This window comes from Shewanella profunda, assembly GCF_023283765.1.
Taxonomy (GTDB): Bacteria; Pseudomonadota; Gammaproteobacteria; order Enterobacterales; family Shewanellaceae; genus Shewanella; species Shewanella profunda.
This window is the reverse complement of sequence record NZ_JAKILG010000034.1, coordinates 35,688-51,828: the sequence shown is the minus strand read 5'-3', so window position 1 is coordinate 51,828 and position 16,141 is coordinate 35,688. Positions and strand designations below refer to the sequence as shown.

At 47.6% G+C, this 16,141-nt stretch carries 13 protein-coding genes; 4 read left to right on the top strand and 9 right to left on the bottom strand.

From position 1 onward, the window contains the following. Positions 1-382: 382 nt before the first annotated feature. Positions 383-712 (bottom strand): cytoplasmic protein, encoded by a 330-nt coding sequence (locus L2744_RS15240; protein ID WP_248992720.1) that lies wholly within the window; start codon positions 710-712, stop codon positions 383-385. A gap of 264 nt (positions 713-976) precedes the next feature. Here L2744_RS15240 and cas6f point away from each other — a divergent pair, with 264 nt between their 5' ends. Next, a complete protein-coding gene (cas6f, locus tag L2744_RS15235; RefSeq protein WP_248992719.1) occupies positions 977-1,393 on the top strand; it encodes a type I-F CRISPR-associated endoribonuclease Cas6/Csy4 in 417 nt (138 codons plus the stop codon). Positions 1,394-2,053: 660 nt separating this feature from the next. Here the strand turns inward: cas6f and L2744_RS15230 are convergent. The 8 genes from L2744_RS15230 to L2744_RS15195 form a co-directional block, all read right to left on the bottom strand. Further along, positions 2,054-2,710, bottom strand: a complete 657-nt coding sequence (locus tag L2744_RS15230) for a 3-oxoacid CoA-transferase subunit B (protein ID WP_006082325.1) — start codon at positions 2,708-2,710, stop codon at positions 2,054-2,056. Between the two features lie 114 nt (positions 2,711-2,824). Beyond that, positions 2,825-3,529 carry a CoA transferase subunit A gene (locus L2744_RS15225; RefSeq protein ID WP_248992718.1) on the bottom strand — a complete coding sequence of 235 codons (705 nt, stop codon included), beginning with the start codon at positions 3,527-3,529 and terminating at the stop codon, positions 2,825-2,827. 87 nt (positions 3,530-3,616) lie between these two features. Further along, on the bottom strand, positions 3,617-4,540 hold the full coding sequence (locus L2744_RS15220; RefSeq protein ID WP_248992717.1) for a hydroxymethylglutaryl-CoA lyase: 924 nt from the start codon (positions 4,538-4,540) through the stop codon (positions 3,617-3,619). Between the two features lies 1 nt (position 4,541). Further along, positions 4,542-6,629 (bottom strand): acetyl/propionyl/methylcrotonyl-CoA carboxylase subunit alpha, encoded by a 2,088-nt coding sequence (locus tag L2744_RS15215; protein ID WP_248992716.1) that lies wholly within the window; start codon positions 6,627-6,629, stop codon positions 4,542-4,544. Next, positions 6,629-7,510, bottom strand: a complete 882-nt coding sequence (locus tag L2744_RS15210; RefSeq protein ID WP_248992715.1) for an enoyl-CoA hydratase-related protein — start codon at positions 7,508-7,510, stop codon at positions 6,629-6,631. The genes L2744_RS15215 and L2744_RS15210 overlap by 1 nt, the downstream gene beginning before the upstream one ends. Before the next feature lie 49 nt (positions 7,511-7,559). After that, complete coding sequence (locus tag L2744_RS15205; RefSeq protein WP_248992714.1) at positions 7,560-9,167, bottom strand: carboxyl transferase domain-containing protein; 1,608 nt, start codon at positions 9,165-9,167, stop codon at positions 7,560-7,562. Positions 9,168-9,280: 113 nt separating this feature from the next. Next, a complete protein-coding gene (locus tag L2744_RS15200; protein ID WP_248992713.1) occupies positions 9,281-10,450 on the bottom strand; it encodes an isovaleryl-CoA dehydrogenase in 1,170 nt (389 codons plus the stop codon). A gap of 72 nt (positions 10,451-10,522) precedes the next feature. Next, entirely contained in the window at positions 10,523-10,927 is a 405-nt protein-coding gene (locus L2744_RS15195; protein WP_248992712.1) for a MerR family transcriptional regulator, read from the bottom strand. Between the two features lie 295 nt (positions 10,928-11,222). Between L2744_RS15195 and L2744_RS15190 the strand changes: the two genes are divergently transcribed. The 3 genes from L2744_RS15190 to gnd all read left to right on the top strand — a co-directional run bounded on the left by L2744_RS15190 (position 11,223) and on the right by gnd (position 15,472). Further along, positions 11,223-13,175, top strand: coding sequence for a propionyl-CoA synthetase (locus L2744_RS15190; RefSeq protein WP_248992711.1), 1,953 nt, complete (start codon positions 11,223-11,225; stop codon positions 13,173-13,175). Between the two features lie 282 nt (positions 13,176-13,457). After that, the gene (gene sugE, locus L2744_RS15185) at positions 13,458-13,772 is read left to right on the top strand and encodes a quaternary ammonium compound efflux SMR transporter SugE (RefSeq protein WP_248992710.1); all 315 of its coding nucleotides are present in this window, start codon (positions 13,458-13,460) and stop codon (positions 13,770-13,772) included. Positions 13,773-13,945: 173 nt separating this feature from the next. After that, positions 13,946-15,472, top strand: coding sequence for an NADP-dependent phosphogluconate dehydrogenase (gnd, locus tag L2744_RS15180; protein WP_248992709.1), 1,527 nt, complete (start codon positions 13,946-13,948; stop codon positions 15,470-15,472). Positions 15,473-16,141 lie beyond the last annotated feature (669 nt).

The following is a 16,141-nucleotide window of genomic DNA, read 5'->3' as shown; positions in this document are numbered from 1 at the left end:
GGCCAATTTAAAAGCGAGGGAATAATCACGTTGAGTTCGTTTAATTGTTGAAGTCATTACACTCTCCAAAATGAGTTTGAAAAGTGTCAACGCTATTTAGGACGGGTCAATGCCACCTAAAAAGCCTGTGAGTGCAATAATAAGCCAGTCCATTAACACTACTCCTTCGGTGCAATCTGTAAGTTAACACTCATCAGTCATCATCTGTCAATTTGAGTGTATAACCCTAACAGGATGATTTTTTTATTGAAAGTCAGGTATAGCTATTCGTGAATCTTATGGTCACAGGACTAGCAGAAAGGCTTGAACTTGTTGGGTTTACCGCAATTCAAATACAGTACCATGCAATATATCAGTACGTTAGCACTGGCATGACTTCGTATTAAGGCTTTGGGTTTAGCTCAGTATCCCAAATGCCAGATATAAAAATAACCGCTGCTATGGCTTCACTCTGCTCGGTAAAGACATCTTCTCCCCAACAGTTTTGCCCCCGTTCTTGGTAGTAAACATGAAAGGTACTGAGCATAGGTGTTCGAATGCAATACCAACCATCGAAGGTATTCTTAGCAAAATTGACCCAATACTGCGCATCAGCAGTTTGGATTTGCTGAATGAGTAAATCATCTTGAGCTAACAAAGCCGCCAGTTCGCTCTGGGTTGTTATTTGATGTTCAACCTTTATTGTCTCGATAAGATTTTTCAACTTAATCATAACTATCCCTTGCATCTTGCTGTGAACTTGATTCTAACAAATTACGGCAGCAATAGATGATTGGATCGGCATTTTATGGCTTGCAGCTGAACCTAGACAATTTGTGATAAAGGCATGTATTTGGAGTTCGCTCATTGAGCAATAATATGTAATGGTGTGGATCGTGTTAGTGCTAGGCGCTTGTTTGGTAGGTGTTTATATAAGTTTTACTTAAACAAATATGTTGTTCTAAAGGATGTTTAGTCTAAAAAGCTAGGGAGTGTTATGGATCATTATTTGGATATCAAACTCGTGGAGGATCCCGAGTTTTCGGCCCCCATATTGATGAATGCGTTGTTTAGCAAATTGCACCGAGCCTTGGTTGAGGTTTCCCAAGGGGATATCGCCATTAGTTTCCCTACATTGTCTGGAAAAAACCTTGGAAAGCAGTTACGCATCCACGGTTGTTACGAGGCTTTGACGCGACTTGAACAATTGCCCTGGCGAAAAGGATTAAGTGATTACACGCAGGTATCTGATATTTCAGTTGTTCCAATCACTAATCAACATTGCTTAGTCTCACGCTTGCATGCTCAAAGCAATATTGACAGTTTACGTCGCCGAGCGATGAAACGACGCTCAATCAGTTATGAAGAAGCCTGTCTACTGAGAATGCCGTTCACCGCCGAATACGCGGCTTAGAAAATGAATTAGGCTGGCTCATAGAAGTAGTATTGGTATACGCAGGGTATAGTTGTAAACAGCACCCTTGCGTTGGCAACCATCGGAAAAAGGGACTTTTTCGTTGAGCCCCCAAGGATGGGTTTACGGCGTGTCGCCAGAGCAAGAGTGCTGTTTAAGTCAATAAGCAGATAGATTGAGTAAACAAAAAGTCTGCTGAGCTGGCGTTTACCGCTGAATACGCGGTTTAGAAAATGTTATCTGGAGAGAAGTGTTGTGCAGTCAGGTTCACCGCCGAATACGCGGGGTATAACAGCAAACCGCACTTTTGCGTTGGCGACCATCGGGAAAAGGGACTTTTTCGTTGAGTCCCCAAGGATGGATTTACGGCGTGTCGCCAGAGCATTAGTGCTGTTTATGGCGATAAGCTCTCAAAAAGTACCTAGACTGCAAAAGCTCACAGAAAACAAGGTTTGTAGTGAACAAGCTGGTGGTGAATTTTACTCATGGTTCCCCGCTTTCGCGGGGATGACAAAAGCAACGAGGCCCAGAATCATTTTCTGGGCCTTGTTGGTATCGTAAAACGTCGGTTAACGCTCAAAACTCTTTAGGCTAAAGCTTCAAACTAACTTGAGTTTCAACCTTAGCCGCTATACGTTACTTGCGCACTTTAGAGAACGCTTAAAACACCATCTCAGGCACATGCTCAGGCACGATTAACTTGCCGGCGGTTTTGCTGACGATTTCTTCTACGCTCACGCCTGGGGCGCGCTCTAACAGATGGAAGGCGCCGTCTTTAATCTCGATAAAGGCTAAATCTGTGACGACGCGTTTAATGCAGCCGTAACCTGTTAGCGGTAATTCACACACGGGCAGCAGTTTGGAATTACCGTATTTATCGGCGTGCATCATAGTCACGATAATGTTTTCGGCACCGGCGACTAAATCCATCGCGCCGCCCATGCCTTTGATGAGTTTGCCGGGGATCATCCATGAGGCGATAGAGCCGTTCACATCGACTTCAAAGGCGCCGAGTACGGTTAAGTCCACATGGCCGCCACGGATCATGGCAAAGCTTTCCGCCGATGAGAAAAATGAAGCGCCTTTGACTGCGGTAACGGTTTGTTTGCCCGCGTTGATTAAATCGGGATCTATGGTGTCTTCGGTAGGGAATTCACCCATGCCGAGTAGACCGTTTTCCGATTGCAACATGACTTCCATACCGCTTGGAATATAGTTAGCGACCAGTGTTGGAATGCCAATACCGAGGTTGACGTAGTAGCCATCTTTTAATTCTTTGGCGACGCGCTGAGCCAGTTGTTCTCTTGATAATGCCATGATATCTATCCTTTCTATTTGGCTTTGACGCTTTGGTCTTTACCCTTAGTTTTTTACTTTAGGGAGCTAAGTGCCAATTGCGTTAACTGTGTTTCAAGGTTTTGCCAGCGCCTTTTATTTCGCGGCTTTTACCGTGCGCTGCTCGATACGTTTCTCGAACGTGCCTTGAATAACGCGGTCAACATAGATGCCCGGCGTGTGGATATGATCTGGGTCTAGCTCGCCCGGCTCAACAATAAACTCGGCTTCAACCACAGTGATTTTACCCGCAGTCGCCATCATAGGGTTAAAGTTGGCGGCGGTTTTACGGAACACCAAATTACCCATGGTATCGGCTTTCCATGCACGCACTAAGGCAAAATCTGCGGTCAGCGACTCTTCTAACACGTAATGGCGACCTTTGATTTCGCGGGTTTCTTTGCCATCAGCGACTGGCGTGCCGTAGCCAGTAGCGGTGAAAAATGCCGGAATACCTGCGCCGCCTGCGCGGATTTTTTCCGCCAGCGTGCCTTGGGGCGTCAAAATCACGTTCAGTTCGCCTGAGAGCATTTGCTGTTCAAAGGTGGCATTCTCGCCCACGTAAGAGGCGATCATAGTGGCGATTTGGCGATGTTTTAACAGTAATCCGAGACCGAAATCGTCAACGCCCGCGTTGTTTGAAATGGCGGTTAAGCCGTTAACGCCCATCTTAACCATTTGATTGATTAAGCCTTCTGGAATGCCGCAGAGGCCAAAGCCGCCGACCATAATGGTCATGTCGTTCGATAAGCCTGCTAACGCTTCTTCATAGCTGCCGACGACTTTATTGAGTCCTGCCATTGTGATGTCCTTTTATGCTTTATAAAACGCGCTGCGAATGACGCGCGTTTTTAATAACGGTTGTTGGTGTCGTTAATTATTTTTGTTCTATTTTGCTAACAGGGCCGTGGCCACTTTTGAACCGTTGTTGCGATTCAACTGTGTGCTGATGGCTTGGCCCGCTAACGCGAGTTTTTGTAAATCGATACCCGTTTCTAATCCCATGCCGTGCAGCATATACACTAAGTCTTCGGTGGCAAGGTTGCCCGATGCGCCTTTGGCATAGGGACATCCGCCAAGACCCGCAACCGAAGCGTCAAACACCCGCACACCTAAGTCTAAGCAGGCCAAAATGTTGGCTAATGCTTGGCCATAGGTATCGTGAAAGTGTAGCGCCAGTTTTTCGACAGGTACGCGTTCAGCCACAGTTTGCAGCATTCTATGGGCTTTTTGCGGCGTGCCTACACCGATAGTGTCGCCGAGTGATATTTCGTAGCAACCCATTTTGTAAAGGATTTCAGACACACGGGCCACTTCACTGACCGCTATCTCACCTTCGTAGGGGCAGCCGAGCACACAGGACACATAGCCACGCACCGGAATATTGTATTTTTTTGCTAATTCCATCAAAGGGATAAAGCGTTCAATCGACTCTTCTATCGAGCAGTTGATATTGCGCTGACTAAAGCTTTGTGAGGCGGCGCCAAATATTGCCACCTCACTCGCGTTTGCATCCAGTGCCAGTTCAAAGCCTTTAACGTTGGGTGTGAGCGCGCTATACACCACGCCGCTTTGACGCTGTATTTGCTTGAGCACATCGGCAGAATCGGCCATTTGTGGCACCCATTTAGGTGACACAAAGCTGCCGGCTTCGATACGCTTAAGCCCTGCACCTGCCAGCGATTCAATCAAGGCGATTTTAGCTGCCGTCGGCACTGCGACTTCGTTTTGAAGTCCGTCGCGCGCACCCATCTCGAAAATGCTAACCCTGTCTTTGGCTTTCGCTGCTTGGCTCAGATTGACTAACGACATCTTAGGCTTCCTTGGTCGCAGTGGGCTCAGCTTCAGATACTAGGGACGCCTCATTTAACGGCACTAGGTTTAACGGCTCAACGTTGAGCAAGGTTGCGCCATCGGTGACCAGCTCGCCCGCCTTAAAGTAGAACTCACTGACTATGCCATCGAAGGGTGCTTCTATGGTGTATTCCATCTTCATGGCTTCCATCACCAGCAAACCTTGGCCCGCTTTAACTTGTGTGCCGACCTCGACTAAATGGGTCACTACCGTGCCGTTCATGGGCGCTTTTAACTTGTCGGCATTGCTGGCTTGTTCTTCGACCACGAGTGTTTGCACCGCTTTAAAGTGGTAACTGCCAGAGGATAAAAACAGCGTAAAGTCATCACCTTGGGCACTAACGGGCACTTTACTCTTATGGCCGTTGATTTCGGCGAGCAGTAAATCTTGTTTCAGCTCGCCATTTAACTCTTTGCTCGAGAGGCAATCTTGACCGTGCTGGAGTAATTGATAGCGATCGCCTAAATCGAGCATCACTAACTGCTGCAATTCATGGGCATCATCGAGCAGGGCAATATTGTGTTGGCTGCAGCTGTTGAGTCTAAAGCCGCTCACTTGACCCCAAGGCGAGTAAGGATCGGCGCTGTTGACGGCCTGTGCTTTAGCGGCTTCTTTACGGGCAAGCACTTGATACAGCGCGGCAAAGGCAATGGCGGTATCGGCTTCGCTTGAAGCAGTGCCAATTAAGGTGTCGCCATAACGGCCAATAAAGTCAGTGCTAAAGTCGGCCTTGGCAAACGCTGGGTGCTCGGCAATGTTCGCCAAAAACTCAATGTTGTGCTTAAGACCGCTGATTTGATACGACTCTAAGGCATGCACTAAACGCTGCAGGGCGCGCGGGCGCGATTCATCCCAGACGATAAGCTTGGCAATCATAGGATCGTAGAAGTTACTGATCACATCATTTTCACGAATGCCCGAATCGATACGCACGTATTTGCTTTGTTCGGGTTCGCGCAAAAAGTTGAGCTTACCACTGGCGGGTAAAAACTCATTTTGTGGATCTTCGGCGTAAATACGCACTTCAAAGGAATGGCCGTGGATCCGCACTTCATCTTGCTTAAGGGGCAGTGGCTGACCACTGGCGACCATCAATTGCCATTTCACTAAGTCTTGGCCAGTGACCATTTCGGTGACGGGATGCTCAACCTGCAGACGGGTGTTCATCTCCATGAAATAGAAGCTATTGTCTGTGTCGAGCAGAAACTCCACAGTGCCCGCGCCAACATAGTCGATGGCTTTGGCTGCCGCGACGGCCGCTTCACCCATTTGAGCACGCAGTGCATCGCTTAAACCGGGCGCTGGTGCCTCTTCGACCACTTTTTGGTGGCGACGTTGAATCGAGCAGTCGCGATCCGATAAGTAAATCGCATTGCCAAAGGTGTCGGCAAACACTTGCACTTCGACGTGGCGCGGCTGGCGTAAATAACGCTCCATCAATAACTTATCGTTACCAAAAGAAGAGGCCGCTTCACGGCGCGCCGAGTTAACGGCTTCCATGATTTCGCCTTCGTTCTCAACGATACGCATGCCTTTACCGCCGCCGCCATAAGCCGCTTTAATCAGCATAGGGAAGCCGATTTTCAGTGCCTCAGCTTTTAAGGTGGCATCGGTTTGGTCATCGCCGTGGTAACCCGGCACTAACGGCACGTTTGCCGCCGTCATAATGGATTTGGCGGCACTTTTGCTGCCCATGGCATCGATAGCATCACTGCCTGGGCCAACAAAGGCGATGCCTGCGGCTTCACATTTACGGGCAAAGTCGGCGTTTTCAGATAAGAAACCATAACCTGGATGAATGGCTTGGGCGCCAGCTTTTTTAGCGATGTCGATAATCAAATCGCCCTTTAAATAGGAGTCCGCTGGCGCACTGCCACCTAAGTAGAAGGATTCGTCGGCCATGGCGACATGGCGCGCTTCTTTATCGGCATCGGAATACAAGGCAACGGTGCGAACGCCCATGGCATGGGCAGTTTTGATGATGCGACAGGCGATTTCACCGCGGTTAGCAATCAATAACTTGGTAAACATGTGCTTGGTCAACATCAAAGGGCTCCTTGGGTATCACTTGGCTTTTGCATGGGCGTAGGAAGGGGAGTGGAGTGCGCTTGTTGCCAGTTAGGCTGACGTTTCTCAAAAAAGGCATTTAAGCCCTCTTGGCCCTCGGTCGATACCCGAATGCGGGCGATACGCTCGCTAGTGTAATCAATGGTGTTTTGGTCTATCACGCCGTCTTCAAGATGCGACAGCAGTGTTTTTACCCATGCCATGCCCTGCGGGCTATTGGCTAGCAACGCTTCAATCATCGGCTTTGCGGCGGCGTCTAAGTCATCGCTGATCTCATGAATGACGTTAAGCTTTAATGCGGTTTCTGCACTAAAACGCTCGGCGGTCAGCATGTAGCGGCGCGATGCGCGGTTACCCATAGCACGGGCAACATAAGGGCTTATCACTGCTGGAATTAATCCGAGTTTCACTTCGCTTAAGCAAAAGCTGGCGCGCGTCGTGGCGATAGCGATATCGCAGGCGCAAATCAGCCCCAGTGCGCCGCCAAAGGCAGCACCTTGCACTAGTGCAATAGTGGGCTTAGGAAAGGTATCAAGATCCTGCATCAGTTTTGCTAAGGCTTTGGCATCATTTAGGTTTTGCTCAAAGTCCATTTTGGCTTGCTTGCGCATCCAATTGAGATCGGCGCCGGCGCTGAAGTTTTTGCCGTTCGCTTTGAGTACCAGTACTTGGCAATCCTTGTGCTCAGCAAAATAGCTAAGGACGCTAATCATCTCGCTAATCATCACTTCATCGAAGGCGTTGTGCACATCGCTGCGATCTAAAATAAGCTCGGCAACGCCGTTATTAAGCGCATAGCTCACGTGCTGTAAGTTGCTTAAATCCTTTGTGCCGCTAGCGCTGTTTAATGTGTCTGTCATTATTCTTTCCCTATCTTCTTGTGTGACATATGTTTTTCACATGTGCCTTTTACATACGGAACACACCAAAGCGGGTGTCTTCGATAGGAGCATTTAATGCTGCCGATAGGGCAAGGCCGACCACATCACGGGTTTGCGCTGGGTCGATAATGCCGTCATCCCATAAACGGGCACTGGCATGGTAGGGATGACCTTCTTTATCGTACTGGGCGATAATCGGCGCTTTAAAGGCTTTTTCATCCTCAAGTGACCATTCTTCACCCTTACGGGCTAAACCGTCGCGGCGCACTGTGGCGAGAACGCCAGCGGCTTGCTCGCCGCCCATCACAGAAATACGGGCATTAGGCCACATCCACATCATGGTCGGTTCGAACGCGCGGCCACACATGCCGTAGTTACCCGCGCCGTAGCTGCCGCCGATAATCACAGTAAATTTAGGCACATTGGCACAAGAAACCGCGGTCACCATTTTGGCGCCGTGTTTGGCTATGCCTTCGTGTTCGTACTTTTTACCCACCATAAAGCCGGTGATATTTTGTAGGAACAGCAGCGGAATTTTGCGTTGGCAACACAGTTCAATAAAGTGCGCGCCTTTTTGCGCCGACTCTGAGAACAGAATGCCGTTGTTAGCGACGATACCGACAGGATAGCCGTGAATACGGGCAAAACCGCACACTAAGGTCGCGCCATAGTTGGCTTTAAACTCATCAAAATCAGAATCATCGACGATACGGGCGATCACTTCTTTGACATCAAAGGGCTTTTTCAAGTCGGTGCCGACAATGCCGTACAGTTCGCTGATATCGAATTTTGGCGGTTTGACAGGACTTAAGAGTGATTTGATTTCTTTTTGATGATTTAGGCGTGATACCGCGCGGCGGGCAAGCTCTAACGCGTGCTCATCGTTTTGGGCTAAATGATCCGCGACGCCGGAAATTTTGGTGTGCACTTCGGCGCCGCCTAACTCTTCGGCGCTGACTTCTTCACCTGTGGCCGCTTTGACTAATGGCGGGCCGGCTAAGAAGATAGTGCCTTGATCTTTTACGATAATCGATTCATCCGCCATGGCAGGCACATAGGCGCCGCCTGCGGTACATAAGCCCATCACTACAGCAATTTGGGGTATGCCCTTAGCGGACATTTGCGCTTGATTGTAAAAGATGCGGCCGAAATGGTCGCGGTCGGGGAAGACTTCATCTTGGCGGGGCAGGTTAGCGCCGCCCGAGTCGACTAAATAGATACAAGGCAAGTGACAACGGCTCGCAATATCTTGGGCGCGTAGATGTTTTTTAACGGTAATCGGGTAGTAAGTGCCGCCTTTAACTGTAGCGTCGTTGGCGATGATCATGCACTCGACACCACTCACTCGGCCGATACCAGCGATAATGCCCGCTGCGGGCACTTCTTCGTCATAAACTTCAAACGCCGCAAATTGCGATAGCTCTAAAAAGGGCGAGCCCGCATCGAGCAGCTTTTCAACCCGTTGACGTGGCAGCAATTTACCGCGGGATAAATGACGCTCCAGCGCCACAGGGCCGCCGCCGAGTTCGATTTTATTGAGTTTAGTTTTAAGATCGGCCACGAGCGTGGCCATATCGTCGGATTTGGCTTTAAATTCATCGCTACGGGCGTTGATACGACTGCTTATTTGCGTCACTTTGATTGTCCTTATAAAGCGGAAACTCGGTATCACCTTGCTCGAATGGGCGCAAACTGTAAGTTACAGTGAGGTGCTACCCATTCACTGGTGAGAGATTATGTCAACTCGCGTTATTTCGACTCATTGAACAGTTCGCGGCCAATCAGCATGCGGCGAATTTCTGAGGTGCCGGCGCCGATTTCATACAGTTTGGCATCACGCAGCAAACGGCCCGCGGCATATTCGTTCACATAGCCATTGCCGCCCAGCAGTTGAATAGCATCCAGTGCCATTTTGGTGGCGAGTTCTGCGCTATAAAGAATGGCGCCCGCGGCATCTTTACGGGTGGTTTCACCGCGGTCGCAGGATTTTGCCACGTTATAAACATAGGATTTTGCGGCATTCATGCCTGTGTACATGTCGGCTAACTTGCCTTGTACTAGTTGGAATTCACCGATGGATTTGCCAAATTGCTCACGCTCGTGGATGTAAGGCACAACGATGTCCATACAGGCGTTCATGATCCCCAGTGGGCCGCCAGACAGTACGACGCGCTCATAATCTAGGCCGCTCATCAGCACTTTTACGCCGTTATTGAGGCCGCCTAAAATGTTTTCTTCTGGTACTTCAACATCTTGGAATACTAGTTCACAAGTGTTAGAGCCGCGCATACCCAGTTTGTCGAGTTTCTGCGCTTGGCTAAAGCCTTTAGAATCACGCTCAACAATAAAAGCGGTAATACCGTGTGCGCCTTTGGTGAGGTCGGTTTTAGCGTAAATCACATAGGTGTGCGCATCTGGACCGTTGGTGATCCACATCTTGTTGCCGTTTAAGATATAACGGTCGCCTTCTTTACGGGCATGCAGCTTCATTGAAACCACGTCAGAACCCGCGTTTGGCTCACTCATGGCCAGCGCGCCGATATGCTCACCACTCACAAGCTTTGGCAGATATTTGGCTTTTTGCGCTGCACTGCCGTTACGGTTAATTTGATTGACACACAAGTTGGAATGGGCGCCGTAACTTAGGCCGATTGAGGCTGATGCGCGGGAGATTTCTTCCATCGCCACGACGTGGGCAAGGTAGCCCATGTTTGCACCGCCGAACTCTTCGGGTACGGTTACGCCGAGCAGTCCCATTCCTCCAAGCACAGGCCAAAGTTCATTGGGGAAAGCGTTGTCGTGATCCACTCTTGCGGCAATCGGGGCGATTTCATTCGCGGCAAAATCCTGCACTGCATCGCGCAGCATATCGACATCTTCGCCAAGGCCAAAATTGAGACTGGTGTAGAGTGAGTTCATTGCTTGTGTCCTTTCAAATGTTCTAATTTCAGATAGTTATAGTTTTTATGATTTTTAGGTGCTTGAGTCTTTTTAAGCTTTGGTCTTGCTTTCTTCTAGGGCTATACGGCATTGCTGCTCGGCGGAATTGAGCTCCATCAGCACCACTTTAATGTCATCCATTTGCTGCTGTAGGGCGGATTTCTTTTCTTCCACAAGGGCTAGCATAGTGTTGAGCTGAGAAGTGCTGCTTTTATCTGCATCGTATAGTTCGAATAACCGACGGGTTTCAGCCAAAGAGAAGCCTAAGCGCTTGCCACGCAGAATAAGTTTGAGACGGACTCTGTCTTTTAGGCTATAAATGCGGGTCTGGCCGCGGCGTTTAGGCTTAAGCAAACCTTGGTCTTCGTAAAAACGAATGCTCCGCGTGGTGATATCAAACTCTTTTGAGAGATCACTAATCGAGTATGTCGTTTGTATTGTGTTCGTTGTGCTCATTCATGCACCCTAAATAATCAGTTTTAAGCAAGATATATGAAGTTTACGTAAAGGTAAAGATTTGAACTTTTATTCTCTTCACAAAATGCTGTCAATCCCTATTGCCATAAGCCTGTGCAGCGAGATTAAAACGTGTGCTTTAAATTAGTGTTCTCACATAAAACCACAAATACTCTCTGGTTATAGGCTAACGTCTAATAGTGGGGGTGATGCGGCCCTGCTAATAATAGAAGCAGGAAGGAAGGGGTAGTTATTGCGGCTGCTAATTAAAGTCGCAGTCCTGATTGGAGGGCATATGTTGATCGAACAGCAAAATGCATCTGTAGCGCAAACTGGAAAGCAAAATCAACAAAAACATCAAGCGTTGCATCAAGCATCCTTGCTTAATAAAGCCGATTTCTGGGGAGAAGCGGCCAAGACGCTCGATTGGATAAAACCAGCGCAAACTGTACTCGATGAGTCGCAGGCACCATTTTACCATTGGTTTGCTGATGGTGAGATGAATACTTGTTATAACGCCGTCGACCGCCATGTGTTAGCTGGGCGCGGTGAGCAAGTGGCGATCCAATATGTGAGCCCAGTGACTGACACTGAATACGGTATTAGCTATGCGGAGTTACTGGCTCAAGTGAGCCGACTCGCGGGCTTTATGCAATCCATTGGTATCGGTAAGGGTGACCGTGTGGTGATTTATATGCCCATGGTGCCCGAAACCGCCTTCGCTATGTTGGCTTGCGCCCGCATAGGCGCGATTCATTCGGTGGTTTTTGGTGGCTTTGCCGCCAATGAACTCGCGACTCGGATCAATGATGCTAAACCCAAATTGGTATTGTCGGCATCCTGCGGTATTGAACCTTCGGGCGTGATCCCTTATAAACCTCTGTTAGATAAAGCACTGGCACAAGCTGTTCATCAGGTTGAGCATTGTCTAATTTTAAATCGTAGCCAATATCATGCTGACTTACTCGAAGGCCGTGACTTAGATTGGCAAGCCGCATTAGCAACTGCGCCTAAGGTCGATTGTGTCGCCCTTAAGGCCACAGATCCCTTGTATGTGCTTTATACCTCAGGCACCACGGGTCAGCCTAAAGGTGTGGTGCGGGATAATGGTGGCCATGCCGTGGCTCTGGCTTGGTCGATGCAGCATATTTACGATATTCAAGCGGGCGATGTCTTTTGGGCGGCGTCCGATGTGGGCTGGGTTGTCGGTCATTCTTACATTGTGTATGGACCTCTATTGGTGGGCGCAACCACCTTAATGTACGAGGGCAAACCTGTGGGGACGCCCGATCCCGGCGCATTTTGGCGCACGATTGCCAAATATAAGGTCAAAAGCTTCTTCACCGCACCGACGGCTATTCGGGCAATTAAGCGTGAAGATCCTGACGGTGAATATCTACAAGGTGTTGATTTAAGATGTCTTAAAAATGTGTTCTTGGCGGGTGAGCGTTGCGATCCCGATACCTTAGTTTGGGCACACACTAAACTCGCTAAACCTGTTATCGATCACTGGTGGCAAACTGAAACGGGTTGGCCTGTAGCGGCAAACTTGATGGGTACAGCACCGGTTACCATTAAACCTGGATCGCCTGCTTTACCCGTGCCAGGTTATGCGGTTGAAGTGCTGGACGAATTGGGTGAGCAAGTTGCGCCCAATACCTCGGGTAATGTGGTGATTAAGCTACCTTTGCCGCCGGGTACTTTGACGACACTGTGGCAAAATGATCAACGTTATCAAGATAGTTACTTGTCCATGTATCCGGGGTATTACTTAACCGGTGACGCGGGCTATACCGATGAAGACGGTTATCTCTACATTATGAGTCGTATCGATGACATCATTAATGTGGCGGGGCATAGGTTATCGACGGGGCGTTTTGAAGAAGTTCTATGTCAACACCCAGATGTGGCCGAAGCGGCTGTGATTGGGGTTGATGATCAGCTTAAAGGTCAGGTGCCATTGGGGTTAGTGGTATTGAAAAAGGGCGTAACTATTAGTGATGAAGAACTGCATAAACAGTTAATTACCTTAGTGCGTCAAGAGATTGGTCCTGTTGCTTCCTTTAGGTTAGTGAGTGCGATTCAAAAACTACCTAAAACGCGCTCTGGTAAAATTTTACGCGGGACTATGCGAAAAATTGCCGATAATCAGCAATATACCGCGCCAGCGACCATAGAAGATCCACAGACCTTAGAGCTAGTGCGAACCGCGCTCACTCGCATGGGTTATGCCGATGCCTTAGTGTAAATGCCTTAATAGAAAGAGTGTAATGGCCTTATAAAGAGTGGAAATATCAAGGCGATAGTTAACTTACAAAGCTTGCTATCGCCTTTTTGTTATCTGCATTTCTCATTTTGGAAAAATCAAAGATTGAAGTTTTCGTCTCAAATTTGCTAGGCTTGCAGGCTCATCATGTACAGCTATCACGTACAATCGTCACGTACAGTTATCACGATAATCAAATGGCTTAGGGACGACCCTAAATACGCCTAATCTAACATGGGGACGACCCCTTTATGGGAGTTCACTATGAGCTGGTTGTTATTAGTCCTTGCGGGTTTATTCGAAATTGGTTGGGCCATAGGGCTGAAATATACCGAAGGTTTTACGCGTTTGTGGCCAAGTGTCTTTACAGTGGCATCTATGGCGATCAGTGTATTGTTGCTAGGGCTTGCTGTTAAGCAATTACCGATTGGTACGGCTTACGGCGTGTGGGTCGGCATAGGTGCTATGGGTACGGCGATTGCAGGTATTTTCCTGTTAGGAGAAGGCGTTAGCTTACTTAAAATTGCCAGTTTGTTATTGATATTACTGGGTGTTTTAGGGCTTAAACTCGCCCATTAGTTGACGCTTATGGAGGATGAGATGAGACCTAAACGATTGGTACTCTCTATACAATCGAACAGTGCAATCGAAATTGCCAATGGTATGTCTCTGGTAATTAAGTTACAAAAATCGCTATAATTACGCCTCAAAATTGGTTAGTTTTAACCTCTGTGACCCGTGGGAATAATATAATGAAAAACCACAGCAATCTTAATGATATCGGTGTAATTGGCCTTGGCGTGATGGGTAAAAACCTCGCGCTAAACATCGCGGATAACCAATATCAGGTCAGCGCATTTGACCTCGATCCTGTTAAAGTTAGTGGTGTTATACAGCAAGAAAAACAGGAGCGCGCTGGACTCAAACCTCGCATTCTTGGCTGTGCTAATCTTACCGAAATGTTAGCCAGCCTCACAAAACCCCGCATTCTTGTACTTTCTGTTCCTGCCGGAGCCCCCGTCGACGGTGTGTGTAGAGCCTTGATTTCTGCCGGAATTGAGTCCGACGATATCGTTATTGATACGGGTAACAGCCTATGGACAGATACCGTCGAGCGTGAAGCTCGTTATAAAGGCCAGTTTGTATTTTTCAGCTCTGCAGTTTCGGGCGGTGAAGTCGGAGCGCGTTTCGGTCCATCCCTTATGCCCAGCGGCGATATAGATGCATGGCATCACGTCGAACCTATTTGGAAAGCGATTGCCGCTAAGGTTGATGCAAAAACCGGGTTACCTATCGAACGCTTCGAGCCGGGAAATCCTGTGACCGAAGGCGAGCCATGCACGACTTATATTGGTCCTGCGGGTTCTGGCCATTATGTGAAAATGGTACACAACGGTATCGAATACGCTGATATGCAGTTGATTTGCGAAGCGTATCAAATGTTGCATGATGGCTTAGGTATGAGTGCATCGGAAGTTGGCGATGTGTTCGAACGCTGGAATAAAGGCAGCTTGAACAGCTATTTGATGGAAATCAGCAGCGAGGTATTAAAACAGGCCGATCCATTAACGGGTAAACCGCTGGTGGAAATGATCTTAGATAAAGCGGGCCAGAAAGGCACAGGTTTGTGGACTGCCGTGAGCAGTTTACAAATTGGCTGTCCGGCGCCGACGATTGCTGAGGCTGTGTATGCTCGCGCCGTGAGTACCCAAAAATCCTTACGCTTGCAACTTAGCCAGAAATTAGCGGGGCCAAATCCAACAATTATTGATAATGCGCAAAAAGCGCAATTGATTGAAGCCCTTGAAAGCGCGTTATATTGCGCAAAAGTTTGTTGTTATGCCCAAGGTTTCCAGTTAATGGCGATGACGGCCCATGAGCAAAAATGGCAGTTAGATTTTGCTGAAATTGCAAAAATTTGGCGTGCGGGCTGCATTATTCGTGCGACTTTCCTGCAATCAATTACCCAAGCTTATAAAGATAATCCTGAGCTTAGCAATCTGATGATGGCGGACAGTTTTGCGTCTGCCTTGTCTGAAAAACAAGGCCTATGGCGCACAGCGGTGGCTACTGCGATAATGCAAGGCATCCCAGCGCCGTGTATTAGCTCGGCTCTGGCGTATTACGACAGTTACCGTTGCGAAACATTACCGGCGAATTTACTCCAAGGTCAGCGTGACTTTTTTGGTGCTCATACATTTGAACGTATCGATACCCCTGCAGGCGAGAAGTACCACTTAGATTGGAGCGCGAAGGTGCGTACTTTAACTAAGCTTTAATACTGTTAACTATCGAGTGTAAATAATCATAATAATCAAAAGACGCCTCAAAATTGAGGCGTTTTTTTATGTGAATATAGCTCGATTCAATATGCAGTTACCACTGTGTTTTTAATTTTTAAGTGTGTTTTCTATATCCATCATGTTTGATAAATGTCATTGATACTTGGTTGTTTATATGGTTTTTTGAGTGACTTATTTATGGGTTGTGTTAACAGTTAATATTGATTGAAATAAGGACTTTTTTTATTCAAGGTTTGTTTGTGTTTAACCGTAACTATCAATTTAAATAACAGTGCATGCTATAAGTTAAATTAACTATTGTCTGTTTAAAGCAACGTTCAATAGAACTTATATTGTCATAAGTACGGTAAAAGGCATTTTATTTATGAGGTTTGAATACGGTAAACTGCCCATTTTTATAAAATTGTAACAATTTATTATTAATCTAAATCATTTAAAATCACCATAGAAAATTTTGGTTTTACATTGTAACTATTTGTTATTTAATGTGTATTTTTATTCATCTTTGATGGGTGAGAATGTTTTTGAGTTTATTTAGCCTGCAGGTTTTATACGTCAGATCGTCATATTCAATCTGTCATACTGTTTATACATGTTTTCACACCCTTTACGCATATGTTAAAAGGTGTGTCGCCATTGATTCAT